The organism is Brevundimonas vesicularis (genome assembly GCF_027886425.1).
In the GTDB taxonomy this organism is placed as follows: domain Bacteria; phylum Pseudomonadota; class Alphaproteobacteria; order Caulobacterales; family Caulobacteraceae; genus Brevundimonas; species Brevundimonas vesicularis_C.
Window position 1 is genome coordinate 1,234,130 of record NZ_CP115671.1, and the last position, 22,891, is coordinate 1,257,020.

General features: G+C 66.3%; 24 protein-coding genes. 8 read left to right on the forward strand and 16 right to left on the reverse strand.

Going from position 1 to position 22,891, the window contains the following annotated elements; all coding sequences use genetic code 11:
- Positions 1 to 166: 166 nt before the first annotated feature.
- Both PFY01_RS06160 and PFY01_RS06165 read right to left on the reverse strand, forming a co-directional pair.
- Positions 167 to 1,996: an ABC transporter ATP-binding protein gene (locus tag PFY01_RS06160; RefSeq protein WP_271042810.1), complete on the reverse strand. Its 1,830-nt coding sequence runs from the start codon at positions 1,994 to 1,996 to the stop codon at positions 167 to 169.
- Between the two features lie 31 nt (positions 1,997 to 2,027).
- A complete protein-coding gene (locus tag PFY01_RS06165; protein WP_271042811.1) occupies positions 2,028 to 2,549 on the reverse strand; it encodes a hypothetical protein in 522 nt (173 codons plus the stop codon).
- Between the two features lie 88 nt (positions 2,550 to 2,637).
- On the opposite strand from PFY01_RS06165, the gene PFY01_RS06170 reads away from it, so the two are divergent.
- Positions 2,638 to 3,303 (forward strand): fused DSP-PTPase phosphatase/NAD kinase-like protein, encoded by a 666-nt coding sequence (locus tag PFY01_RS06170; protein WP_271042812.1) that lies wholly within the window; start codon positions 2,638 to 2,640, stop codon positions 3,301 to 3,303.
- Positions 3,304 to 3,309: 6 nt separating this feature from the next.
- Here the strand turns inward: PFY01_RS06170 and PFY01_RS06175 are convergent, their stop codons facing one another.
- From PFY01_RS06175 to PFY01_RS06215, 9 genes are all read right to left on the reverse strand, one after another.
- The gene (locus PFY01_RS06175; RefSeq protein ID WP_271042813.1) at positions 3,310 to 3,522 is read right to left on the reverse strand and encodes a hypothetical protein; all 213 of its coding nucleotides are present in this window, start codon (positions 3,520 to 3,522) and stop codon (positions 3,310 to 3,312) included.
- A gap of 77 nt (positions 3,523 to 3,599) precedes the next feature.
- Positions 3,600 to 3,845, reverse strand: a complete 246-nt coding sequence (locus tag PFY01_RS06180) for a DUF4170 domain-containing protein (RefSeq protein ID WP_017505336.1) — start codon at positions 3,843 to 3,845, stop codon at positions 3,600 to 3,602.
- Between the two features lie 110 nt (positions 3,846 to 3,955).
- Complete coding sequence (locus PFY01_RS06185) at positions 3,956 to 4,753, reverse strand: 3'(2'),5'-bisphosphate nucleotidase CysQ (protein WP_091748075.1); 798 nt, start codon at positions 4,751 to 4,753, stop codon at positions 3,956 to 3,958.
- Complete coding sequence (locus PFY01_RS06190; protein WP_271042814.1) at positions 4,750 to 6,105, reverse strand: TldD/PmbA family protein; 1,356 nt, start codon at positions 6,103 to 6,105, stop codon at positions 4,750 to 4,752. The genes PFY01_RS06185 and PFY01_RS06190 overlap by 4 nt, the downstream gene beginning before the upstream one ends.
- Positions 6,106 to 6,144: 39 nt before the next feature.
- A complete protein-coding gene (locus tag PFY01_RS06195) occupies positions 6,145 to 6,552 on the reverse strand; it encodes an MAPEG family protein (RefSeq protein WP_017505339.1) in 408 nt (135 codons plus the stop codon).
- A gap of 3 nt (positions 6,553 to 6,555) precedes the next feature.
- Positions 6,556 to 8,337, reverse strand: a complete 1,782-nt coding sequence (locus tag PFY01_RS06200) for a M14 family metallopeptidase (protein WP_271042815.1) — start codon at positions 8,335 to 8,337, stop codon at positions 6,556 to 6,558.
- 108 nt (positions 8,338 to 8,445) lie between these two features.
- A complete protein-coding gene (locus tag PFY01_RS06205; RefSeq protein ID WP_271042816.1) occupies positions 8,446 to 9,975 on the reverse strand; it encodes a UbiD family decarboxylase in 1,530 nt (509 codons plus the stop codon).
- Positions 9,976 to 10,054: 79 nt separating this feature from the next.
- Positions 10,055 to 10,897 (reverse strand): aldo/keto reductase, encoded by an 843-nt coding sequence (locus PFY01_RS06210; protein WP_271042817.1) that lies wholly within the window; start codon positions 10,895 to 10,897, stop codon positions 10,055 to 10,057.
- A gap of 38 nt (positions 10,898 to 10,935) precedes the next feature.
- Positions 10,936 to 11,163, reverse strand: coding sequence for a hypothetical protein (locus PFY01_RS06215; protein WP_271042818.1), 228 nt, complete (start codon positions 11,161 to 11,163; stop codon positions 10,936 to 10,938).
- Positions 11,164 to 11,714: 551 nt separating this feature from the next.
- Here PFY01_RS06215 and PFY01_RS06220 point away from each other — a divergent pair.
- Together PFY01_RS06220 and PFY01_RS06225 are read left to right on the forward strand one after the other, a co-directional pair.
- A complete protein-coding gene (locus PFY01_RS06220; protein WP_271042819.1) occupies positions 11,715 to 12,053 on the forward strand; it encodes a hypothetical protein in 339 nt (112 codons plus the stop codon).
- A complete protein-coding gene (locus PFY01_RS06225; RefSeq protein WP_271042820.1) occupies positions 12,050 to 12,490 on the forward strand; it encodes a DUF1810 domain-containing protein in 441 nt (146 codons plus the stop codon). Before PFY01_RS06220 ends, PFY01_RS06225 begins: the two co-directional genes overlap by 4 nt.
- Before the next feature lie 25 nt (positions 12,491 to 12,515).
- Here PFY01_RS06225 and PFY01_RS06230 read toward each other — a convergent pair whose 3' ends face one another.
- The 3 genes from PFY01_RS06230 to PFY01_RS06240 are packed head-to-tail and all read right to left on the reverse strand — an operon-like array spanning position 12,516 to position 13,907.
- Positions 12,516 to 13,223, reverse strand: a complete 708-nt coding sequence (locus PFY01_RS06230) for an SOS response-associated peptidase (protein ID WP_271042821.1) — start codon at positions 13,221 to 13,223, stop codon at positions 12,516 to 12,518.
- Positions 13,223 to 13,669, reverse strand: a complete 447-nt coding sequence (locus tag PFY01_RS06235; protein ID WP_271042822.1) for a hypothetical protein — start codon at positions 13,667 to 13,669, stop codon at positions 13,223 to 13,225. The genes PFY01_RS06230 and PFY01_RS06235 overlap by 1 nt, the downstream gene beginning before the upstream one ends.
- 1 nt (position 13,670) lies before the next feature.
- Positions 13,671 to 13,907 carry a hypothetical protein gene (locus tag PFY01_RS06240; RefSeq protein WP_271042823.1) on the reverse strand — a complete coding sequence of 79 codons (237 nt, stop codon included), beginning with the start codon at positions 13,905 to 13,907 and terminating at the stop codon, positions 13,671 to 13,673.
- Between the two features lie 516 nt (positions 13,908 to 14,423).
- Here PFY01_RS06240 and PFY01_RS06245 point away from each other — a divergent pair.
- Entirely contained in the window at positions 14,424 to 15,038 is a 615-nt protein-coding gene (locus PFY01_RS06245; protein ID WP_271042824.1) for a helix-turn-helix domain-containing protein, read from the forward strand.
- Here PFY01_RS06245 and PFY01_RS06250 read toward each other — a convergent pair.
- Positions 15,035 to 16,681, reverse strand: coding sequence for an amino acid ABC transporter ATP-binding/permease protein (locus PFY01_RS06250; RefSeq protein ID WP_271042825.1), 1,647 nt, complete (start codon positions 16,679 to 16,681; stop codon positions 15,035 to 15,037). The two genes, PFY01_RS06245 and PFY01_RS06250, sit on opposite strands and share 4 nt — an antisense overlap.
- Positions 16,678 to 18,282 carry a thiol reductant ABC exporter subunit CydD gene (cydD, locus tag PFY01_RS06255; protein ID WP_271042826.1) on the reverse strand — a complete coding sequence of 535 codons (1,605 nt, stop codon included), beginning with the start codon at positions 18,280 to 18,282 and terminating at the stop codon, positions 16,678 to 16,680. Before cydD ends, PFY01_RS06250 begins: the two co-directional genes overlap by 4 nt.
- Positions 18,283 to 18,478: 196 nt before the next feature.
- Here cydD and PFY01_RS06260 point away from each other — a divergent pair, with 196 nt between their 5' ends.
- From PFY01_RS06260 to hemN, 4 genes are read left to right on the forward strand one after another with little or no spacing between them, the layout of a single operon-like run.
- Positions 18,479 to 20,059, forward strand: coding sequence for a cytochrome ubiquinol oxidase subunit I (locus PFY01_RS06260; RefSeq protein ID WP_271043032.1), 1,581 nt, complete (start codon positions 18,479 to 18,481; stop codon positions 20,057 to 20,059).
- Positions 20,060 to 20,083: 24 nt separating this feature from the next.
- A complete protein-coding gene (gene cydB, locus PFY01_RS06265) occupies positions 20,084 to 21,232 on the forward strand; it encodes a cytochrome d ubiquinol oxidase subunit II (RefSeq protein ID WP_271042827.1) in 1,149 nt (382 codons plus the stop codon).
- Between the two features lie 19 nt (positions 21,233 to 21,251).
- Positions 21,252 to 21,401: a cytochrome bd-I oxidase subunit CydX gene (gene cydX / locus PFY01_RS06270; protein WP_017504187.1), complete on the forward strand. Its 150-nt coding sequence runs from the start codon at positions 21,252 to 21,254 to the stop codon at positions 21,399 to 21,401.
- Positions 21,388 to 22,764 (forward strand): oxygen-independent coproporphyrinogen III oxidase, encoded by a 1,377-nt coding sequence (gene hemN / locus PFY01_RS06275; protein WP_271042828.1) that lies wholly within the window; start codon positions 21,388 to 21,390, stop codon positions 22,762 to 22,764. The genes cydX and hemN overlap by 14 nt, the downstream gene beginning before the upstream one ends.
- Positions 22,765 to 22,891 lie beyond the last annotated feature (127 nt).

The following is a 22,891-nucleotide window of genomic DNA, read 5'->3' on the forward strand; positions in this document are numbered from 1 at the left end:
ATACGCGAATGCCAGAAGGCGCACAAAACCCCGCCGCCCTGGGCCCAAACACCCTCGGCCACCGCCTGGTTTTCGTGGGTCCAGCGCATGGTGGCGAAGCAAAACTGCATCCAGTGCGCCAGGATGAAGGACAGGCTGGCCTGGACGGCCGGAATGCGCAGCGGCCTCACGCGACCGTCTCGACCGTGGGCGAAGCGCCATCCAGCGACTGCTGGCGCGCCAGGCGGGAATAGAGGCCGCCTCTGGCGACCAGGGCGTCGTGCGAGCCTTCCTCGACCACCCGGCCGGCCTCGATCACATAGATGCGGTCGGCGTTCCGGACGGTGGACAGGCGGTGCGCGATCATCAGGGTGGCGCGGCCCTGCATCAGCCGCTCCAGCGCCGCCTGGACCAAGGCCTCGCTCTCGGTGTCCAGGGCGCTGGTGGCCTCGTCCAGCAGCAGGATCGGCGCATCCTTGACGAAGGCGCGGGCGATGGCGATCCGCTGGCGCTGACCGCCGGACAGGCGCAGGCCCGCCTCGCCCGCGCGGGTCGCATACCCTTCAGGCAAGGCCGTGATGAAGTCGTGGGCGGCGGCGGACCGCGCGGCTTCCTCGATTTGCGCCTGCGTCGCGCCCGGCCGGCCATAGGCGATGTTGGCGGCGATGGTGTCGTCGAACAGGAAGGGCTCCTGCGTCACCAGGGCGATGTGGTCGCGCAGGTCATGGATGCGAAGCGCACGGACGTCCGCGCCGTTGATCGTCACGGCCCCGCCCGTCACATCATAGAAGCGCGGCAGCAGGCTCAGGATCGTGCTCTTGCCGCCGCCCGATGGCCCGACCAGCGCCACCGTCTCGCCCGGCGCGACCCGCATGGACACCCCGTCCAGCGTCGGCGCATCGGTCCCGGCGTAGGCGAAGGACACCTTTTCCAGCACGACCTCCACCGGCCCGGCGGCCAGCGGCGCGGCGTCGGCCGCCTCGCGAATTTCGGGTTGGATGTCCAGGGCGCCGAACAGGCGGCGCGCGGCGGTGAAGCCCTCGCTCATCACCGTGGCCAGGTTGGTCACCTGGCGCAGGGCCTGCCCGGCGGCCAGCAGCATGCCGATGAAGGCGGCGAAACCGCCCACGGTCATGTCGCCCGACTGCGCCCGCCATCCGGCATAGGCCATGACGGCGGCGACGACGATATAGGCGACCAGATCGCTGGACGGGCCGGCGAAGGCGCGGGCGTTGGCGCCCTTGATGACATGGCGCTGGCGACGGGCGACGACCTCGGCGACGCGGTCCTGTTCGGCGGCCTCGCGGTTCTCGATCTTGATCAGACGAACCCCGTCCAGATTCTCCATCAGGGCGGTGGACAGGTTCTCGGTCTCGGCCATGGCGCCGACGGCGGCCTTGCGCGTCTTGCGCCCGAACCGGCGCAGCACCAGCGCCACCAGCGGCACGCCCAGCAGCACGACGATCGTCAGCTGCCAGTCGATGAAGCCCATGTAGATCAGCACCGCGATCAGGGTGAGCAGGTTCTGGGTGTAGTTGACCACGCCCGAGGTGAAGGCCTCGCGCACCATATTGGCGTCGAATAGCACCGAGGAGACGAAGCCGCCCGAGTGCTGGCTGCGCAACCGCGCCAGATCGGCGCGGATCATGGCCCCGAACAGGCGGATCTGGATGTCGCCGACGATGGTGTGACCCAGCCGGTTGACCAGGGCCGCCTGACCCAGCGCGGCCAGGGTCCGCGCAATGGCGACGGTCAGGATGGCGACCGGGATCCAGACGACGGCCTTGTCCGCCGGAAAGGTCACCAGGCCGAACAGGCTGATCGGCCTGGTCCCGCCGAGGAACAGACCGTTGACGGCCGGCTCCAGAAGCTTCAGCAGCGCAGCCGTCAGCAGGCCCGTCGTCGCCGCGCACAAGACCGACAGGATCAGCGATCCCTTGTGCTTGGACAGATAGTCGCGCCAAATCCGCGCCAGCAGGGCGCGCAGCGGCATGGTGTCTGAGGCGGCGACGGTCATCGGCTCTCGGTCGTCCGAGCCGCCGTTCAAGTCAAGGCTTGTCCGGCGACGGTTCCAGCGCACGGCCCGGCTCGTCGGCGCGGATCAAGGTTTCGCCGGGCGCCTCCTCGACCCTCACGGCGGGCGGAACCGTCGGATTGGACGCGTATCGACGCCCGTCGAACGGCACGGCGACCTCATAGCCTTCGGTGATTCCGCCGCCCGCGACATAGACGCCCAGATCCCGTCGGCCATGGGTCTGTCGCTCCAGCAGCCGGATCGGCGCGCGCGCGACGCTGATCTCGCCGACCGACCGATAGGTTTCGCCGGTTCGGTCCAGCACCAGCAGTCGGCATCCGCCCGAGCCGCACCAGTTTGGGCCGGTCAGATAGACCAAGGTCATCGCCCCGTCCGGCGTGATCGCCGCCGTATAGCGGGTGGTGTCCAGCGCTTCCTTGGCCCGGTCACGCAGATAGGCGATCAGGGCAGGATCTTCGGGCGGCGGCGTTTGGGCGGCGGCCGCGCCGGCCCACAGGCTGGCGGCGAAGACAACGGTTGCGGCGAGGGTTCTCATCGGGGTGTTCTCCGGTCTCGACAAACATTCCAACGCATCAGGATCGAGATCGGATGACGCGGCGGCGTCGGATCGCTATCTGGCGGGCATGGCGCGCTTCGACCTCTCGACCGCGATGGGCCGTTTTCGGGCGCATTGGCATTATTTCTGGGCCGACCACGCGTTTCTGCGCGTGGCCTTTTCCAACGCCCACTGGCTGGGCCCGGATCTGGTGCGCACCAATCAGCCGTCGCCGCGCCAGCTCGCTTATTGGAAAAAGAAGGGCGTCAAGACGGTCATCAATCTGCGCGGCGAGCGGGATGAGGGCTATTACTGGCTGGAGAAGGACGCTTGCGAGCGGCTGGGCCTGACACTGATCGACGCGCCGCTGGACTCGCGCGATCCGCCCGAGACGGTGCGCATCCACCGCGCGCGCCAGCTGTTCAGGACGATCCAGTATCCGGTGCTGATCCACTGCAAGTCCGGCGCGGATCGGGCGGGCATGATGGCGGTCTTCTATCGCCACTTCCACCTGGGCGAGCCGATCTCGGTCGCCATGAAGCAGCTCTCCAAGAAATATCTGCATTCCCGCGAAGGGCTGACCGGCGTGCTGGACTATACGCTGGAAAAATACGTCAACGAGATCGAGCCGAAGGGCATCAGCTTTATCGACTGGGTAGACAGCCCCGACTACGACCCCAAGGCCATCCGCGCCGAATTCAAAGCCGGCTGGTGGGGCACGCTGCTGACCGACAAGTTGCTGCGGCGGGAGTAGGGGGTTTTAGCCCCAAGGGCCGGTCTTCGGTTCGTCGCCGGCCTCGCCGTTTGCGCGGTCCTCGGCAGCCAGCTCAGCGTCGCGGCGGGCCTTGCGGTCGGCCTCCCACTGCTTGAACCAGCGGGCGTAGTTGATGTGGCCGCGAAGCGAAAAGCTGAACAGCGCCAGCACGGCCAGCAGGCTGACCAGTTGAAAGATCTGTTGCGGTTCCAGGTTCATCGTCGTCCTCGCCTACAGATCGAAACGTCGGATCGAGGAGCCGGTTCGGCTCCTCGATGTCGCACTCAGTCCTCTGCTCAGGCCGCGTCGCCGCGCGGATCGATCAGCTTGTGGGCGTGCAGGATGAAATAGCGCATGTGGGCGTTGTCCACGGTCGCCTGGGCGCGCGCCTTCCAGGCCTTCTTCGCTTCGTCATAGCTGCCGAAGGCGCCGACGAACTCGACCTGCGACAGGTCGCGGAAAGTCGGCTCGCCCAGGTGACGAAGCTCGCCGCCGATCACGATGTGCAGAAGTTGCGGCGGGACGGCGTTCTGATCGGTCATCGGAAATCCTGAAGGCTGGGCCGGAGGGCTTTGGGGGAGGGAGGTTTGCGCGCGGCATAGGCCGAGAACGCCCTCGGATCAATGTGGGCCGGGGTTTTTCCGCCCTCGCCTTAGGTCGAAAGCGGCACGTTTTTACAGCGCCGCACGATCATCGGCTGGATGATCGGCGCCGCGCAGACCAGGCTAGTCTGACGCGGATCGGGCCGGTTGAAGGCCCACGGCCGCCCGTGGTGATCGCTGACCCTGGCACCGGCTTCCGTCGCGATCAGCCAGCCCGCAGCGACGTCCCAATCCCATTTCGGCGTCAGGGCCAAGGCGGCGTCGAAGGCGCCGGCGGCGACCAGCGCCATCCGATAGGCCAGGGCGTTGCGTTTCTCGAACCGCATCGACGGCCAGGGTTCTTCGTCGAAATAGGGCGCTTCGATCAGTCGCGCATCGCCCAGGATCGAGGCGTCCTCCAGCGTATCGACATCCGAGGCGTGGATGGGTTTGCCGTTACGTCGCGCCCCGCCGCCGCGCGTCGCCACATAGGTCTCGTCCACCTCGGGCGCATGAATGACGGCGGCGACGACCTCGCCGTCCTCGACCACGGCGATGGGCACGCACCACCACGGCGTCCGCTTCATGTAGGCGACGGTGCCGTCGATGGGATCGACCACGAAGATGCGTCGTTTCGACAGACGCTCGGCCGTATCCGCCGTCTCTTCCGACAGCCATCCATAGTCAGGCCGCGCCGACAGCAGCCTGTCCTTCAGCATGGCGTCGACCTTCAGGTCGCCGCTGGTGACGGGCGAACCGCCGACCTTGGATTCGATCTTCAGTCCCGCTTTACGCTCGGCGATGGCCAGCGCCCCGGCGTCGATGGCCGCCTGGCGGATCAGGTCGAGGTCGGCGTGCAAGTCGATCATTTGCCCGCGATGGCCACCGCATCGAACATCAGGCTGGGCACGTTGAACCCGCCCCGGAACTCCAGATCCGAACCGCGCTGGATGCGTAGATAGAGGTCGGTCAGCTTTCCCGCGACCGTGACCTCGCTGACCGGATAGGCGATCACGCCGTTCTCGAACCAGAAGCCCGACACCCCGGCGGACCAGTCGCCTGTATTGCCGTTCAGCGACGGGCCGAACATCGACGTCACCAACAGGCCGGTGTCGGCATCCGCGATCAGGCCCGCCAGATCCCGCTCGCCCGGTTCCATATGCAGATTGTGAGTCGAGACCCCGGATGGCCCGGCCAGCCCCCTTGACGCATGGCCGGTGGTTTCCAGGCCCAGTTGTCGGGCCGAGGCGCTGTTCAGTAACCAGGTGGTCAGGACGCCGTCGTCGAACAGGGCGCGCTTCTGAACCATTGCGCCTTCGTCGTCGAACGGGGTCGATCCCATGCCGCGGGGGCGGAACGGATCGTCGATCAGGGTGACGCCCTCGGCGAACACGCGCTGGCCCAGCCGTTCCTTCAGGAAGGAGGTGCCGCGCGCGATCGACGGGCCGGAAATGGCGCCGATGGCCGGCGACACGATCTGGCCCGCCATCCGGTTGTCGAAGATCACGGGGGCGGTGGTCGAAGCGATCTTGCGCGGCCCCACGCGAGCCACGGCGCGCTCGCCGGCGGTGCGCCCGATCAGGTCGGCGCCCGGCAGGTCGGACAGGTGGCGAGTCGAACGGCTCTCGCCGCCGCGCTCCATCGCGCCGTCCTTTTCGGCGATGACGCCGACGCCCAGCGAGAAGGCCGACCCTTCATAGGCGCCGTCGAACCCGTGAGAGGTCACCAGCCGCCAACGGCTGGACGACCAGCCCGCGTGTCCGCCTTCCGACCGCGCCACGCCAGGGACCGCCAGGGCCGCCGCCTCAGCCTCGGCCGAGACCTGTTCCAGAGTTTGGGCGCTGCGTTCGCTGGGATCGAACAGGTCCAGATCGATGAACGGCCCGCGCGCCAGCCGATCCTCGGGCGCGAAACCGGCGTGGGGATCTTTCGGCGCCAAGCGCGCCATGGCCACCGCCCGCTCTACCAAGCGCGCCTGGGTCGCGGGCGAAAGGTCCGAGGCCGAGACCGACGCCTGCCTTTGGCCCACGAACACGCGCAGGCCCAGGTCGCGCGATTCCTCACGTTCGACGTCTTCCAGCTTGCCGTTGCGCACCCCGACCGACAGGGATCGGCGATCAGCGCTGACCGCCTCTGCGGCGTCGGCGCCGGCCTTCAGCGCAGCCTTGACGATGTCGTTGAGAAGATCGGTGGAAACGGGCGCAGCCAGGGTTTCAGTCATGCCCCGATATGGCGGACGCCCCGCTGCACCGCAACCGCGTCAGACGACGGCGAAGGCGATCAGGCCCACAGCCGCCGTCAGCAGCGCCACCCAAGTCAGCAGCATGCCGACGACGCGGCCCAGCGACGGCCCGGTCTGCAGCAAAAGGCCCAGGGCATGGGCGACCCGGCCGACGAACAGCGTCGCGCCGACACCGTGAACCATCCAGGCCGGCGCGCCGACGGCGGCCAGCAGCAGCATGGCGATCATGCCGGGCGTCGCATATTCCACCAGATTGCCGAAGGCGCGGCTGGCGGCCATCAAATCCGCGTTTCCGCCGTCGCCGAACGACACCATATGTTTGCGCCGCCCGCTGACCACGATGCCCGACAAGACCAGCATCATCAGGATCAGCAGGCCGCTCCACAGGGCGGCGGCCTGAACGGCGTACATCAGCGGCGTGGTCATCGATCAGTCCTCACGCCCGACGGGGTAGAGCAGATAGTGGTCGTCATAGAAGGGCGTGCGTTCATAGAACCAGGCCAGCCGCGCCTGCGGATCGGCGGCGAACGTGGCGTCGGCCGCCACCTTGGCCTCAAACTCGGCCTTCAACGCCGGGTCCGCCGCCATCATCTTGTCCGCCAGCGGCGCGATGGCGTAGGCCTCGATATATTCGATGCGGCTCATCACCTCGGGGAACATGCCCCAGGCGAAGAAGCTCTCGCTGGATTGCGGCTCCAGCAGCAGCACGACGATGTCGCCCAGCGGCTGATCCGTCGGCACGCGCACCGAGCCGGTCGGATACGTCCAGTCGCGCTTCTCGACCTCCACCGTCTTCACCGAAGCCTGCACGTGACCTTCGTTGGTGCGGTTCGCCAGCTTGGGCTCGACCAGGCGCAGCATCGAAAGGTTCACGGTGCGCGCAGCCTCGACCGTCTCTATTTCGATCCCGTGCGTTTTCAGCCGCTCGATGATGTCGGTGCGATAGCCCGGCACCCAGTAGGCCGTCGGCCGCTTCAGGCTCAGCGTCGGCTTGGAGCCATAGAAGGGCATTTGCCACAGGTCGGGATCAGGTTGGCCCAGCCAGCGGATTTCCTTCCGACCCGAGGCGGGACTGTCATACATCTCGTACAGCATGCCCTTGAAGGGCCGGGTGGACGACGGCGTCTCGTCGGCCTCGAAGTTGGCGGGGATCTGGGCTGGGCGCAGGGCCTTGTCCTGATCCGTTGCGGCGCGAAGACCCGCGCCCTGATCGGCCAGCAGACGCATCGCCTCTTCGATGAAGACGTATGTGCCCAGCACCCGCTGCTCATGCGGCTTCAGGCTGTGGTTCTCGATCAGGATCGTCGGCACGTGCGCCGCCGAACCCCAGCCGTTCGAGAACCGCTCGCCCAGGCCGCCGTCCGACAGGCCCTTCTTCGGCTCGTCGTCGTCGATGCCGAACACCAGTTCGCCGGGGATGTGACCCTCACGCTCCAGCGCCGCATTCATGGCCGGCTTGAAGATCGAATCCAGCCAGGCCGAGCCGTTGGGCGAGCGGCTGAATGATCCGTCCTCGCCGTTGAAGCCGTAGGTGACGTCGTACTGGTAATCCATGCCGTCGGTGACGTGGACGTCCACATACAGGTCCGGCCGGTATTTCAGGATCAGGCCGCGCACTGCCCGCATCTCGGGCTGATCCAGCTTCAGATAGTCGCGGTTCAGGTTCTGGTTGGTCGCCGTATTGCGCCAGCCTTGTATGCGGGGGCCCCGTTGGTTCGGCCGGGAATAGGGGCCGGAACGCTCATGGCCGTCCACGCTCAGGATCGGGATCAGGATCAGGTTGACCCGGTCCAGCAGGGCGTCCTTTCCATAGAAGGCGATGTCGCGCAGCAGCATCATGCCCGCGTCCTTGCCGTCGATCTCGCCGGGGTGGATGCCGGCCTGGATCATCAGCACCGGCTTGGCCGGATCGAACGTCGCGCCATCCTTGGACGCGATCACCGCATAGATGGGTCGGCCCTCGGGCGAGACGCCGAACTGCTCAATGCGGATCAGATCGCTGGCGGCGTCCAGACGATCGAACCAGGCGCGGGTGTCGACATAGTTGGGGCTGAAGTCATGGCCCGGATCGGCCTCGAACGCCGTGACCCACGGATCAGACGCATCGCGCAGCAGCGCCTTGGACGCACCGTCCCAGGCGGGGGCGGGCGGCAAGAAGGCTTGATCCCACGGCGCTGCATTCGGAACGGAGGCGGAGGGGGTCTGGGACATCACTGAACTCGCGGACAACAGAAAAACAGCGGCAGTAGTCAGAAGGACGCTTTGCATGCCCTGTTCCTCAACTATGCATCCAGCCGGCGCAAGACCGCAGCAGCGGTCCTACTTCCAGATCGGTGTTCCGTCACCCGGCAGGCCGAGACGGCCCCACAGGTCGTTGACCCGCTCGACGACCGCCTCGTCCATCCGAATCTCCTCGCCCCATTCGCGCTTGGTTTCGGGCGGCCATTTGTCGGTGGCGTCCAGGCCGATCTTGGAGCCCAGGCCGCTCTCGGGGCTGGCGAAGTCCAGATAGTCGATGGGCGTCGACTCGATCACGGTGATGTCGCGCGCCGGGTCCATCTTGGTCGAGATGGCCCACATGACGTCCTTCCAGTCGCGGGCGTCGATGTCGTCGTCCACGACGATGACCCATTTGGTGTACATGAACTGGCGCAGATAGCTCCAGACGCCCAGCATCACGCGCTTGGCGTGGCCCGGATAGGCCTTCTTCATCGACACCACCGCGATCCGGTAGCTGCAGCCCTCGGGCGGCAGCCAGAAGTCCGTGATCTCCGGAAACTGCTGGCGCAGCAGGGGAATGAAGACCTCGTTCAGCGCCTCGCCCAACACGCTCGGCTCGTCCGGCGGCCGGCCGGTGAAGGTGGTCAGATAGATCGGGTCGCGGCGCATGGTGATGGCGCTGACCTTGAAGACCGGGAACTTCTCGACCGAGTTGTAATAGCCGGTGTGGTCGCCGTACGGGCCTTCGTCCTCGAACTCGTCCAGCAGGACATGGCCCTCCAGCACGATCTCGGCCTGTGCCGGCACCATCAGCGGCACGGTCTTACAAGGCACAAGCTCGGCCTTGGCGCCCCGCATCAGGCCGGCGAACTGATATTCCGACAGGGTGTCCGGCACCGGCGTCACCGCCGCCAGAATGGTGCCCGGATCGGCGCCCAGCACCACGGCGCAGGGCAGGGGCTCCTTGGGCCGCGCCTTCTTGTGCCGGGCATAGTGTTGCGCCCCGCCCCGGTGCGCCAGCCAGCGCATGATGGCCTTGTCCTTGCCCAGAACCTGCATCCGGTAGATGCCCAGGTTGAAGTCGTCCTCGCGGTCGTCCGACGGCCCCTTGGTCACGACCAGGCCCCAGGTGATCAGGGGCGCCGGTTCGCCGGGCCAGCAAGACTGGACGGGCAGGGCGGTCAGGTCGATCTGATCGCCTTTCAGCACCACATCCTGCACCGGCGCCTTCTTCACCGTCTTGGGCCGCATCGACAGGACGGTCTGCATCAGCGGCAGCATCTCCATCGCGTCGCCCAGCCCGCGCGGCGGCGTCGGATTGCGCAGGAAGGCCAGCAACTCCCCGACCTCGCGAAGTTCGCCCGCCGTCGTCCGGTCCTTGCCCTCCAGCGTCACCCCCATGGCGACCCGTTTCACCGTGCCGAACAGATTGGCCATGCAGGGGATGGGGCTGATCGTGCCGTCCGGCATCACCGGCTTTTCGAACAGCACCGCCGGTCCGCCGTTCCTCAGCAGCCGGGTCTGGATCTCGGTCATCTCCAGCACGGTGGAGACGGGTTCGGACACCCGCACCAGCTCGCCCTTGGCTTCCAGCTGGTCGATGAAGTCACGCAGGGATTTGTAGGCCATGTCTTCGCCTAAAGGGCGGAGGCGGAACTGTCACGCGGCGTTCGCTCGCACAGACAGTCCCGTCTCGTCATAGCCGTTGTCAGGCGGCCGTCTTGTCCCATTCGAACGCCGGGTCCAGCCAGTCGCCCAGTCGTTCGCCGCGATCCAGGGCGTCCATTCGCTGCATCTCCTCATCCGTCAGGGCGAAGTCGAAGATGTCGAAGTTCTCGCGCGCGCGGCTTTCCTTGCTGGTGCGCGGGATGGCGATGATCCCGTGCTGGATCAGCCAACGAAGGGTGATCTGGCCGTTGGTCTTGCCGTGCGCGCCGGCGATCTCGCTGATCGTTGCATCGTCGGCGATCTTGCCTTGCGCCAGCGGCGACCAGGCGGTGATCGACGACCCCAACTCGGCCGCCGTCGCCACCAGCTGGTCGACGCCCAGATAGGGGTGATGTTCGACCTGATCGGTCAGCAGCCGCGCCTTGGACAGGCTCTGCGCCTGACGGAACTCCTTGGAGGGGAAGTTGGACAGGCCGATCGACTTGGTCAGGCCCTGGTCCTTGGCCTCGTTCAGGGCGCCCAGCGTCTCTTCGAACGTCGGCGTCGTCTTGGGCCAGTGCAGCAGCAGCAGGTCCGGCGTCGTGCCCAGGCTGTCGGCCGATTCCTGGGCCTGTTTCAGCAAGGCGTCGTGGGTGAAATGTTCGACCCAGATCTTGGTGGTCAGGAAGATGTCCTCGCGCGCCACGCCGGAGTCCCGGATGCCTTCGCCGACCGCCTTCTCGTTCTTGTAGATCCAGGCCGTGTCGATGTGGCGGTATCCGATCCGCAGGGCCTCAGCGACCATGCGCCGCGCATCTTCGGGCTCCAGCTGCCAGGTGCCGAAGCCGAGCAGGGGGATTTCGATACCGTCGACGGTGATCGTGGGTTGGTCGCCGTAAGCCATGGGGCGCTCCTTGGGCTGGGTCCGCTTGAGGGGCGTAGTTAGGCGCCCGACCCCGCTCCGGTAAGGTCCGGATGCGCCTTGGACAGCTTTTTCGGCGCGATCCGACGCCATCGCTTCTCAAGCGCCGCCTTCAGCCAGACCGGATCGACCGTGGCGATGCGCGCCAGGACGATGGGATGATCGCGATAGTGGTCGGTGAAGTGAAAGGTCGCCGGGTCCATCTCGATCAGCAGTTCGCGCTCATCCCGATTGTCCAGATGCACCACGATGCTGTCGTCCAGCTAATATGTTGGATCGCTAACCTCATTTAATTGAGCTCAGTTTTAGTTCTTCTCAAAAATATGTAAACATATCTCTTTATACCTTATAACGAGCCCAGCTCTCTTTAGCTTTGAATGTCAGGCGATTACACGAGAGGCCGATTCTTTATGCTAACGTTACGCGCGGTTTTATATCTACGCTCCTCTCGTACGGCAGAACCTTGAGGGCGTCTTGGATCCATGACGAAATAAAGCGTTATTCAGCACCACGTCGAATGTTTGGGGCGCTACACATTCTGACAGTAGGTGTGCAGCTCAGCAAGCGCTGTCGTACCCAAAAGGTACGAAGGGAATACGTGCGAGGTGCTATTTTGTTCTCCTCGTAACGATCTCGAACCTTCGCCACAGGTTTTCCAAGATTTGACGGAGATGAGGCATCTCGGTTCGAGGGGTTTCTGTCGAATCCGCAGTTTGCGCCAAGGCACTTAGCCTTGCGCCTGCTCTTGTAGATCGCCCTTTGGTCGGTACCATCCCGGGCGCGGCGCGTTAGCCCCACGATGACGCAGCCCCTCCGATACCCCACCACCCCCGACGGCCGCTATTTCGTGGTTCGAGGCCGGCTGTGGCGGTGCTCCAATCCTGCTCTGTCGGCGGAGGCGAGGGACGAACTGGCGTATGATCTGATGTCGGCGCGCCGGGCGGTGCGGACGGCCTTGGCGGCTGAGGATACGGACGCTTTGGCCGCAGCGCGGCGCAGCGTCGACAAGGCCAAGGTGGGGTTGGGTGAGCGGGGCCCTGTGTGGTGGACCGACGGCTCGCCGGATCTCAATCGACACATGGTGCAAAACACTACCTATGCAGACTGGTTCGCCAGTCTGGGCGAGACGGCCGAATGACCACAGGACTCGACCGTTTCGTCCTAGCTCAAGACCCCGTGTTCGAAACGGCGATGGCCGAGCTCGCGGCGGGTCGCAAGACAAGCCACTGGATGTGGTTTGTCTTCCCCCAGGCCCGGTCGCTGGGACGGTCTTCGACAGCCGCCTTCTATGGCATCGGATCGCTCGCGGAGGCGCAGGCCTATCTGCTGCATCCCGTTCTAGGGGCGCGTCTCATCCGCGCAGCCCAAACCGCGACCACGGCGCCGGCGGCGTCGGTGCTTCAGCTGTTCGGATCGCCCGACGATCTCAAATTCCGATCATCGATGACGCTATTCGCCGCCGTGGCGGCCGATCCGACCGTGTTCGACGCGGCGCTCGCGCGCTGGGGCCTTTCGCCTGATCCGTTGACCGCAGAACTTGTGTTGACCGCCAGGACGGGACCGGATCGTCTTTAAACAACTATCAGAGGCTTTACGTGGCCTAGGCGTCGATAACTGACAAAGCGCCGTCGGGCAGCGGGCGCTGCAGCGCCTTGGCCGTCTCCCACGGCTCCGTCATCCACGCCTCGATCTCGTCGGACTGCGTCAGGATCACCGGCATGGCCTTGGGGTGAACGGCGCCGACCTCCGCGTTGGGTTCGGTCGTCAGGAAGGCGAAGACGTCGATCGTCTCCATGCCGGTCTTGATCTTGCGCACGCTTGTGTGGGCCTGAAGGTGAATTCCGGCGAAAAAGGCCAGGGGCTCGGGCTCGTCTCCCGCGAGCTTGAACCAGACGGGTCGGTATTTTCCGGCCGCGTTCCGGCCCGGCTCGCTGAAGGCCGTGAAGGGGACCAGACAGCGCGACGCCGGCGACAGATATGGGCGCCAATGGCCGGAGCTGGTGTTGCGGACGTTGGTCGTGCCGCTGTCGGGTTCGAACTCGAGGACTTTCTGAAAGTCGACCTCGCCGCCTTTGGCCCTTAGCTTGTCGGCACGTTTCGTCGCATTGTCGAAGATCATCTTCTGGGATGACGGCATGCCCCAGCGCGCCGAAGCCAGAATGCGCTCTGCGCCCTCCCAGCGCACGATCGGCGCGGGATAGTCGGGATAGACGTCGCCCGGCGCGAGGTTTCCGACGGTCGATCGCATGGCGTTCGCCGCATCCAATATGGCTTGGGGGCCGGAGCGTTGGCGGTACAGGTTGCACATCAGGCTTTGGCCTTTTTCAGAGCCGCAGCCAGGGATTTGCGCTCCGCCTCATAGGTCGTCTCCGCCTCCTGACGCGCCTGATTCAGCGTGGCCTGTTGTTCTTCGAAATCAGTCCTTACCGCCTGATGGCGTTGATCCAGATCGGCCAGCGCCGCCTGCAGCTTTTCGATTTTGGCGGCCTTCGCCTTGGATGGTCCCCGAGGTTTGGCGGGTTTCGCCTTTCCGATCTTGCCGACATCGATCGCAAGCCCGCGCTCGACGACCTCGCCAGGAGAGGCTAGGGCGGCCTCGTAATCCGGTCCGCCGGAAAGCTGGCTGGCCAGGCCGGTTGCGAACAGATCTTGCTTTGAGCCCCAGGCCTCCAAAGCCTTGGGTCGCGAGCTTGTGGCGACGGTGAAGGCATGGAAGCCGTCGGACCAGGTGAAGACCTTCAGCTTGGCCGCCATGTCAGTCGATCAGTCCGCGACGCTGCATGTCCATGATGATGGGATCGGTCAGCGAAGCGATGACCTCCATGTCGAAGGCGTCCTCCGCTTCCGTCTCATCGGCAAACGAGCGTGGTTGGTTCTGGCGTAGGGTTGAAAGCCGCCAGGATGATTGGGCCACCTGCTGCCGGGCCAGATGCTCGATGCGTTGAAGGCGAACGCCGGCGCGCGATCTGATGAGAGTCTTGCGTGTCGCCATCAGTCGGTCCTCCCAGCCGAACCCTGACACGCAGGCCGATGAATGTGGAGTCGCGACCTTGAAACGCCGCCCGGGCCTCGCTGAAGCGTCATTGCTTTACGTAGAGATATTTCAGGACCCTCGCAGATCAGTTGGTCGATCGGCGGACGAAAATGGCTGCCTGTGACTCGCTGCGGACTTTGAGAAAGGCCGGTTTGCGTTAAGGCTCCTGCCCGATTGCAGCAGGCCGAGGACTAGCACCCATCTGATCGATGCCGGCAGATCAGGCGGCCTGTCTTGCACTAGCAAATTGTCGCTGTTTCTCTTTGAGTGATGCAAATGCTGAAGCACTCTCAGCTGGTACGTTGGAAATAGACTGCTTCGCGCGTGCTTCAGGGGTGATAGACAGCGAGCATGTTGAAAGTTCGCGCGCTGCCGACGACCTGTGCCGACCGGCCCACCAGTTCAGTCTGCTCTGGCTGTGGCGCGCGCGCGTTCAGCGTCTGCGACGCGTTGTCGGAGGTCGATCTTGGGCGATTGGATTCACTCGCAGAACGCGTGACGCTGGCGGGCGGTGACGTCCTGGCCAATGAGGCCGAACCGGTCGTGAACGTCTTCAACATCACATCGGGCGCGGTCCGGATTTACAAGCTGCTGCCCGATGGTCGCCGCCAGATCACCGGTTTCCTGTTCGCCGGGGATTTCATTGGACTGACGGCGGGGACGACCTACGCCTTCTCTGCTGAGGCGATTGAGGACACGACCGTATGTCGCTTCCGGGCCTCTGAATATCGCGCCCTGGCGCGGGAGCGGCCCAGTCTGGAAGCGGCCTTGCTGAGCCGGGCGATGCATGAGCTGACGGCGGCGCAGGACCAGATGCTGCTGCTCGGTCGCAAGACCGCGCGTGAACGCCTGGCCAGCTTCTTGGTCACGATGCTTTTGCGCGATCCCCTGCGGCCCTCCGGCGACAATGACGTGCGACTGCCGATGACCCGATCCGAGATCGCGGACTATCTCGGACTGACGATCGAGACCGTCAGTCGCGAGCTGACCAAGTTGAAGACCAGCGGCGTCATCCATGCCGTTTCCCTGCACGACTTGCGGATCGAGCGCCCTGACCGCCTGAAAGACATGGCGAACGGCGCATCCTAGGCGGCCATGTTATCCGGGGGGCAGGTCAGACGAAGATGTCCGTCGCTGTCCAGCCCTTCGACCCGGATGGAGCGGTTGCAGAGCGCCATCGGCGACGCCCGGTGGCTGACCAAGATCAGGCCCTGCCCCCGCGCGGCCAGGCGGTTCTGAAGGCGGCCCAGGATCTGGGCCTCCGTCGCGGCGTCCAGGCCTTCCGTCGGTTCGTCAAGCACTAGCCAGGGCGCATCGCGCAGATAGGCGCGCGCCAGGCCAAGACGCCGTCGTTCTCCGCCGGATAGCTGCTCGCCGTTCGGTCCGACGGGGGTGTCCAGCCCCAGCGATTCGGCGCGAATTCGGTCGCCCAGCGCGGCGTCGTCCAGCGCCGCCCACAGGGCCGCATCGTCGGCAGGTCCTGCAAGCAACAGGTTCTCGCGCACGGATCCGTTCAGCAGACGGACGTCCTGGGCCGCATAGGCGAACAGCTGGCGCCGATCCTCCGGCGCGATGACAACGGCGTCCAATCCACCGAGCCGCATCTCGCCGGTCTGGGGCGTTCGCAACCCGATCAGGCGTTCGATCAGCGTCGTCTTGCCAGCGCCGGAGGGACCGAAGACGCCGAGGCGGTAGGGCGGCGTCAGCTCGGCGCCAAGGTTTGCGAGACCGAGCGCCGCACCTCTGAGCGGTCGACCGTGACGGGAGGACGCCGTGGGTATGGCGGCGTCGAGGCGAGACAGGGCCTGGGCGGCGGAGCCGTTCTGGTGCAGGGCGACGACCAGCCCTGCGGCGGATTCGACGCCCATGACCGCCGCCAGGGCTGCCAGCGCGATCAGCGGCAGGTCGGCGGAGGAGGCGGCGGGGATGACGACGCCGACCGCGAGGGCGCTGGCCGCCGCCTGCCACACGGCCATCCAGCCGCCCGATCGAGTCAGGGCGATCTGCGCCGCGTCGTGATCGGCGGCGACCCGCGCGACCTGCGAGCACGCCCAGTCGTCAAGACCGTAGGCCTTCAGCTCGGGAGCGGCGGCCTCCAGGGCGGCGAGGCGATCCTTCAGCGCGCCTGCGCCGGTCTGCACCGCTCGGCCGGCGGGATCGGCGAGGCGGCGGGCGATTAGAACGCCGCCCAGAACGGCTGCAATCATCACGACGAACAGGGCCGCGCCGGCCCAGGGGGAGGCGAGGCCGGCCAGCAGAACGGCGGAAACGGCGCCGGCGCCCAAGCTCCAGAGCGCCGAGCGCCGCACGAACAGGGTCTGAACCGCGTCCACGTCCTGAACCAGCCGGGCCGAGACCTCGCCGGACGACAGGTTCAGAGCGCGCTCGGCCGGGCCTGTGGCGATGGCGTCGAACAGTTGAGGGCGCAGGCGGGCGAGCGCCTTCAGGGCAGCCTCATGGCCCGCGACGCGCTCAACATAGCGCCCGCCGGTGCGGACGATGGCCAGCAGGCGGATGATGGCGCTGGGCATCATGTAGTTGAAGCTCTGGGCGGCCGCCGCGCCCGCCAGGCCCGCAAAGGCTGCGCCCGTGATGAACCAGCCCGACAGCCCCAACAGACAGACGGCCGCCACCGAGACGACAGCGCCGCCGGCCGCGGCGAGCCGAAGCCGGGCGCGCTGGGCCTGAATCTGCGCGGCGATCAGGCCGGCGATGCGCGATGTGACTCTCATAAAGTCACCACGCGGTCGGCCAGGGCGGCGACGGCTGGCGAGTGGGTGGCGATCAGGGTGGTGCGGCCGCGCGCGGCCTGACGGATGACGTCCAGTATGGCGTGTTCGGAGACCGGATCCAGATTGGCGGTCGGCTCGTCGAGCACGAGAAGCGGCGCCCGCTTCAGGATGGCGCGGGCGAGGCCCAGGCGACGGCGTTCGCCGCCCGAAAGGCCGCCGCCGCGCTCGTCGATGCGGCGATCCAGATCGCCGGACAGGCCGGCCGTGCGCGCCGCCATGACGATGCGGCCGGGGCAGGCGGTGCGATCCGCCAGGGCGATGTTCTCGGCCAGGGTCCCAGGCGTCACGATCGGGTGCTGGCTGGCCCAGGCGACCCGCCCGGCGATGTCGCCGCACTGGCTGAGCCGCGCGCCGCCCACCTCGACCTCGCCGCGCGTCAGAGGCGCGAGGCCGAGCAGCAGATGCAGGAGGCTGGACTTGCCCGCGCCGCTGGCGCCCATCACCGCCACGATCTGGCCCGGCGCAATGTCGAGGTCGAACCCGTCGATGACCGTCGCTGAGCCTTCATAAGCGATGGCGACATCGCGGAAATGGATGGCGGGCGCCAGGTCGCCGATGGGCGCGCGCTGGGCCGGGCGCGGATCTGGCGTGATTAGGGATGGGACCGCAGCCTCGGCGGCCTGGCGATCATGATAGGCGGCCGCCAGGCGACGCAACGGCGCATAGACTTCGGGCGCCAGGGCCAGCACGAAGAAGGCGCGCGACAGGTCCAGCGTCTCGGGAACAGGGAAGGGCAGCAGCCGCAACAGGTTGAAGCCGCAATAGACGGCGATCAGCGCGACCGACAAGGCCGAGAAGAACTCCAGCACGCCCGATGACAGGAAGGCGATGCGCATGACGCGGGCGGTGCGGCGCTCCAGTTCGTCCGACGCCTGGGCGATCTGCACCGTCGTGTGGCCCACGGCGTCGAAGGCGAGAATGGCGGGCAGGGTGCGGATACGGTCGATGAACAGGCCGGACAGCCGCTCAAGCGCCTGAAACTGACGACGGCTTTCGCCCGCCGCAGCCGTGCCCGCCAGGGCCATGCCGACGATGAACGGGAACAGGGTGAACAGCAGAATGCCCGCCGACACCGGGCTGGCGATCGCGGCGGCGGCGATGATCAGCAGGGGCGAAACGCCTGCGGCGAGGCGCAAGGGTGCAAACCGCGAATAGTAGCCCTCCAGGGCGCCGACCCCCTCGACCAGGGCCGTCATCTGCGCGCTGGATCGTCGTCCTCGCCCGAACAGGTCCGACAACAGGCGGCCTCGGACGTCGGTCTTTATCGCCCGACCCAGCGTCGCGCCGACGATCACGGCGGCCTGGCCGATCAGGCCGCGCGCGATCAGACTGAACACAGCCAGGGCCAGCCACGGCGCGGCGGCGGCCGGCGATACGGTCAGGCTGGAAATCGTCAAAGCCAGCCCCGCCGCGAAGCCGATCGCTGGCGCGACGTCCGCAACGGTCAGCACGCCGGTCAGCAGGGTCAGCCGCCTCCACGGACGACCAATCTGCTTCAGCCAGGCGGCCGCAGAGACAGGGGCGATTGGCACGGCGCTCATCAGGCGACTCCAGCGCTTGGCGCAGGTCGCGCGCCACTGGGCGAAACGTCGTTGGACGAAATGTCCAAGGACCAAGCGTCCAATAGGGCCGGGCGTTCGCCGCCGCTTTGATCGAGATCAAGGCGGGCGTCCTGCGTACCGCCTACGGCCGACGAAACGTCGGTCCAGCAGACCGATTCCTCGGAGCAACGCCATGATCGACCTCGCGGTCGTCGACCTGTCCCGGCTGCAGTTCGCGCTGACGGCCCTTTACCACTTCCTGTTCGTGCCCCTGACGCTGGGGCTGTCGTTCATGCTGGTCATCATGGAGTCGATCTATGTGATGACCCGCCGGCCCATCTGGCGGACGATCACCCGCTTCTGGGGCGTCTGCTTCGGCATCAACTTCGTGCTGGGCGTCGCGACCGGCATCACCATGGAGTTCCAGTTCGGCATGAACTGGAGCTATTACAGCCACTATGTCGGCGACATCTTCGGCGCGCCGCTGGCCATCGAAGGGCTGATGGCCTTCTTCCTGGAGGCGACCTTTGTCGGCCTGATGTTCTTCGGCTGGGACAAGCTGAAGCCGCACGCCCACCTGTTCGTGACTTTCATGGTCGCGCTGGGCACCAATCTGTCGGCCCTGTGGATCCTGATCGCCAACGGCTGGATGCAGAACCCGGTCGGCGCCGCCTTCAATCCCGACACGATGCGGATGGAGGTCACGGACTTCATGGCCGTGGTGTTCAACCCGGTGGCCCAGGCCAAGTTCGTTCACACCGTCTCGGCCGGTTATGTTTGCGCCTCGGTCTTCGTTCTGGGCGTTTCGGCCTTCTATCTGCTGCGTGGCAAGCACGTCGGCTTCGCCAAGCGGTCGATGACGGTGGCCTCGGCGTTCGGTCTGGCGGCGTCGCTGTCGGCCGTCGTGCTGGGCGACCAGTCCGGCTATAATCTGACCGATAACCAGAAGATGAAGCTCGCCGCTCTGGAGGCCATGTGGCACACCGAGCCTGCGCCCGCCGGTCTGACGCTGATCGGCGTTCCCTCGATGAAGGACCGCGAGACCCATTTCGGCGTTCACGTACCGTGGATCATGGGGCTGATCGCGACCCGCACCATCGACAAGCCCGTCGAAGGCATCTTCGAACTGGTCGCCACGGCTGAGGACCGCATCGAATCCGGCGTCATCGCCTATGATGCGCTGGAGAAGGTCAAGGCTGACCCGGCCGATCCCGTCGCGCGCGGCGTGTTCGAGACCCATCGCCGCGACCTGGGCTATGGCCTGCTGCTGAAGCGCCACGTCGCCGATCCTCGCCAGGCCACGCCGGCGCTGATCCAGCAGACCGCATGGGAGACGGTGCCGAACGTCCCGGCCCTGTTCTGGAGCTTCCGCATCATGGCGGGCATCGGAATGTTCATGATCGCCCTATTCGGGACCGCCTTCGTGCTGTGCACCCTGCGCAAGCATCATACGAAGTGGTTCCTGCGGTTAGCCGTCCTGGCCATCCCGCTGCCGTGGATCGCGATCGAGTTCGGGTGGATCCTGGCCGAGTTTGGCCGCCAGCCGTGGGCGGTGGAAGGCGTGCTGCCCACCTTCCTGGGCGCCTCGTCCCTGACCGTACCGCAACTGTGGGCCACGATCGTCGGCTTCACCCTGCTGTATGGCGCGCTGGCGGTGGTCGAGGTGCGGCTGATGCTCTTCGCCATCAAGAAGGGGCCGTTCCACGAACAGGAGACGTTCGGCGAACCCAGCCCCGAAGCCCCGGCCGAGCGCGTTCCTGCGCCCGCCGTGGCCTGACCCAAGACCTTAGGACATCCGACAATGGATATTCCCCTCGACTTCGCCACCCTTCGTTTGATCTGGTGGGGGCTGCTGGGCGTGCTTCTGATCGCCTTCGCCCTGACCGACGGTTTCGACCTGGGCGTCGGCGCCCTTCTGCCCTTCGTCGCCAGGACGGATGAAGAACGCCGCATGGTGATCAACACCGTCGGCGCCACCTGGGAAGGCAACCAGGTGTGGTTTATCCTGGGCGGCGGCGCCATCTTCGCCGCCTGGCCCTTCGTCTACGCCGTCAGCTTCTCGGGCTTCTACCTGGCCATGTTCTTGGTGCTGTCCGCGCTGATCCTGCGGCCTGTGTCGTTCAAATATCGCTCGAAGCGGGCGTCGCCGAAGTGGCGGTCGTTCTGGGACTGGTGCCTGTTCATCGGCGGCTTCGTTCCGGCCCTGGTGTTCGGGGTCGCGGTGGGCAACGTCCTGCTGGGCGCGCCCTTCCATCTGGATGGCGACCTGCGGTCCTTCTACGACGGCACGCTGCTCGGCCTGTTCACCCCCTTCAGCCTCATCGCCGGCCTGTTGTCGGTGGCCATGCTGGTCCTGCACGGCGCGGCCTGGCTGTCGGTCAAGGCCGAGGCCGGCCCGGTGATGGAGCGGGCGCGTCTGTTCGGCACGGTCGCCGCTATTCTGGCCCTGATCCTGTTTGCGGTCGGCGGACTCTATGTCGCTTACGGCGGCCTTGGCTACCGGATCACCGGCGCGCTGGACGTCAACGGCTTCTCCAATCCGCTGCGCACGACGGTTCAGGCCGCGCCCGGCGCCTGGCTGGACAACTACGGCCGCTATCCGTGGATGCTGATCGCGCCGGTCCTGGGCTTTCTGGGCGCGCTGACCGGCCTGATCGGGATGTGGCGGCGGTCCGCGCCGCAGGCTTTCGGCGGATCTTCCCTGTCCGCCGTGGGCATCATCTCCACCGTCGGCCTTTCGATGTTCCCGTTCATCCTGCCCAGCTCGGTCAATCCTCAGTCCAGCCTGACGGTGTGGAACGCCTCGTCCAGCCATCTGACCCTGTTCATCATGCTGATCTGCACGGCGATCTTCCTGCCTCTGGTGCTGCTCTACACCGCCTGGGTCTATCGCGTGCTCTGGGGCAGGACATCGACCGCCGCCCTCAAGACCAATCCCGATCTGTACTGACCCTTAGGAGCGCAGAACCATGTGGTATTTTTCCTGGATCCTGGGGCTTGGCCTGGCCGTCGGTTTCGGCGTGCTGAACGGCCTGTGGCACGAGTTCCATCTGTTTGACGAAGGCGACGCCGGCCTGTCCACGCCCGACGCATCGAAAGAGGGCGATGTCCCTCTCTAGCCCCGCGCGCCTGTCCGTTCGCGACCTGATCGCGCGCTATGACGCCCATGCGCCACGCTATACCTCCTATCCGACGGCGGCACAGTTCACGCCTGCCGTCGGACCCGGCGAGTGGGCCGATTGGCTGGGGCGCGCGCCCTCCGATCAGCCGGTCTCGCTGTATCTCCACCTGCCGTTCTGCAAGCGGCTGTGCTGGTACTGCGGCTGCAACACCCGAGCGGTGAACCGGGCGGGCGTCATCTCCAGCTATGTCGATCTGCTGCTGCGCGAGGCGGATCTGGTTCTGGCCCGGATTGGCCGGCCGGTCCGTGTCGGATCAATCCATCTGGGCGGCGGCACTCCGAACATGCTGTCGCCGGACGATCTGGAAAGACTGTTCGCCGGTCTGTCCGCGCGGTTCGACCTGGGCGACTGTTTCGAGGTCGCCGCCGAGTTGGATCCCGAAGTCCTTACGCAGGAGTGGGTCGAGGCGGCGGGCCGCATCGGCCTGAGCCGCGCCAGTCTGGGGGTGCAGGACCTGTCGCCGCGTGTCCAGGCGGCGGTGAACCGGCCCGAGCGTTTCGAGACCATCCGCTGGGCGGCCGAAGCCTTGCGGGGGCAGGGCGTGAACTCCCTCAACCTGGATCTGATGTACGGCCTGCCGCTTCAGGCCGTCGAGAACGTCATCACCACCCTGGGCCAGGTCACGACGCTGAGGCCCGAACGGATCGCCCTGTTCGGCTATGCCCATGTCCCGTGGATGAAGCCGCATCAGCGGTTGATCAACGACGCCGACCTGCCGGACGCCGAAGCGCGCTTCGCCCAGAGCCAGGCGGCGACGCGCTATCTGGTCGGCAAGGGATGGCAGGCGATCGGGCTGGATCATTTCGCCCTGCCGCACGACGGGTTGGCGGCGGCGGACCGGGCCGGACGGCTGCATCGCAACTTCCAGGGCTACACCACCGACGCCGCAGACGTGCTGATCGGCCTGGGCGCCTCGTCGATCAGCCACACGCCCAAGGGTTTCGTTCAAAACCACGCGCAGGAACTTGACTGGCGCCGCGCTGTCGAGGCCGGCGACCTACCCGTCGCGCGAGGCGTCGCCCTGACCGAAGGCGACGCGTTCGTGAGCGAGATTATCGAGCGGCTGATGTGCGATTTCGTCGTTGATCTTGCGCCCATCGTTCGACGTCGCGGTCGGGACCTGTCGGACGTCGCCGGCGCCTGGTCCCTGTTGGAGCGCTTCGTCGACGATGGTCTGGTGCGGATCGACGGGACGGTGGTGGCGGTGACCGACCTGGGCCGTCCGTTCGTCAGGGCGGTTTGCGCCGCCTTCGATCCCGGTGCGGCGGCTCTTCAGCAAAGGCATGCGCGGGTGGTGTGAGTGGACAGATTGTCCACCCCCTGACCGATTTGCGCTGGATCAAGGCCGAGGTTTTCACCCGGGCGCACACCCCGCTCAGACGCCTGACAAAGGCCGCACGAGGCGGCCAGGGCGTCGGGGATCAGAA

Bases quoted from the DNA above. Each gene is read 5' to 3' on its own strand.
- PFY01_RS06170 (WP_271042812.1), top strand. From the start codon at position 2,638: ATGGCGCGCTTCGACCTCTCGACCGCGATGGGCCGTTTTCGGGCGCAT.
- hemN (WP_271042828.1), top strand. From the start codon at position 21,388: ATGTCCCTCTCTAGCCCCGCGCGCCTGTCCGTTCGCGACCTGATCGCG.
- cydD (WP_271042826.1), bottom strand. From the start codon at position 18,282: ATGAGCGCCGTGCCAATCGCCCCTGTCTCTGCGGCCGCCTGGCTGAAG.
- PFY01_RS06180 (WP_017505336.1), bottom strand. From the start codon at position 3,845: ATGACCGATCAGAACGCCGTCCCGCCGCAACTTCTGCACATCGTGATC.
- PFY01_RS06165 (WP_271042811.1), bottom strand. From the start codon at position 2,549: ATGAGAACCCTCGCCGCAACCGTTGTCTTCGCCGCCAGCCTGTGGGCC.
- PFY01_RS06190 (WP_271042814.1), bottom strand. From the start codon at position 6,105: ATGACTGAAACCCTGGCTGCGCCCGTTTCCACCGATCTTCTCAACGAC.
- PFY01_RS06175 (WP_271042813.1), bottom strand. From the start codon at position 3,522: ATGAACCTGGAACCGCAACAGATCTTTCAACTGGTCAGCCTGCTGGCC.
- PFY01_RS06225 (WP_271042820.1), top strand. From the start codon at position 12,050: ATGACCACAGGACTCGACCGTTTCGTCCTAGCTCAAGACCCCGTGTTC.
- PFY01_RS06200 (WP_271042815.1), bottom strand. From the start codon at position 8,337: ATGTCCCAGACCCCCTCCGCCTCCGTTCCGAATGCAGCGCCGTGGGAT.
- PFY01_RS06210 (WP_271042817.1), bottom strand. From the start codon at position 10,897: ATGGCTTACGGCGACCAACCCACGATCACCGTCGACGGTATCGAAATC.
- PFY01_RS06230 (WP_271042821.1), bottom strand. From the start codon at position 13,223: ATGTGCAACCTGTACCGCCAACGCTCCGGCCCCCAAGCCATATTGGAT.
- PFY01_RS06205 (WP_271042816.1), bottom strand. From the start codon at position 9,975: ATGGCCTACAAATCCCTGCGTGACTTCATCGACCAGCTGGAAGCCAAG.
- PFY01_RS06220 (WP_271042819.1), top strand. From the start codon at position 11,715: ATGACGCAGCCCCTCCGATACCCCACCACCCCCGACGGCCGCTATTTC.
- PFY01_RS06250 (WP_271042825.1), bottom strand. From the start codon at position 16,681: ATGAGAGTCACATCGCGCATCGCCGGCCTGATCGCCGCGCAGATTCAG.
- PFY01_RS06160 (WP_271042810.1), bottom strand. From the start codon at position 1,996: ATGACCGTCGCCGCCTCAGACACCATGCCGCTGCGCGCCCTGCTGGCG.
- cydX (WP_017504187.1), top strand. From the start codon at position 21,252: ATGTGGTATTTTTCCTGGATCCTGGGGCTTGGCCTGGCCGTCGGTTTC.
- cydB (WP_271042827.1), top strand. From the start codon at position 20,084: ATGGATATTCCCCTCGACTTCGCCACCCTTCGTTTGATCTGGTGGGGG.
- PFY01_RS06195 (WP_017505339.1), bottom strand. From the start codon at position 6,552: ATGACCACGCCGCTGATGTACGCCGTTCAGGCCGCCGCCCTGTGGAGC.
- PFY01_RS06235 (WP_271042822.1), bottom strand. From the start codon at position 13,669: ATGGCGGCCAAGCTGAAGGTCTTCACCTGGTCCGACGGCTTCCATGCC.
- PFY01_RS06240 (WP_271042823.1), bottom strand. From the start codon at position 13,907: ATGGCGACACGCAAGACTCTCATCAGATCGCGCGCCGGCGTTCGCCTT.
- PFY01_RS06185 (WP_091748075.1), bottom strand. From the start codon at position 4,753: ATGATCGACTTGCACGCCGACCTCGACCTGATCCGCCAGGCGGCCATC.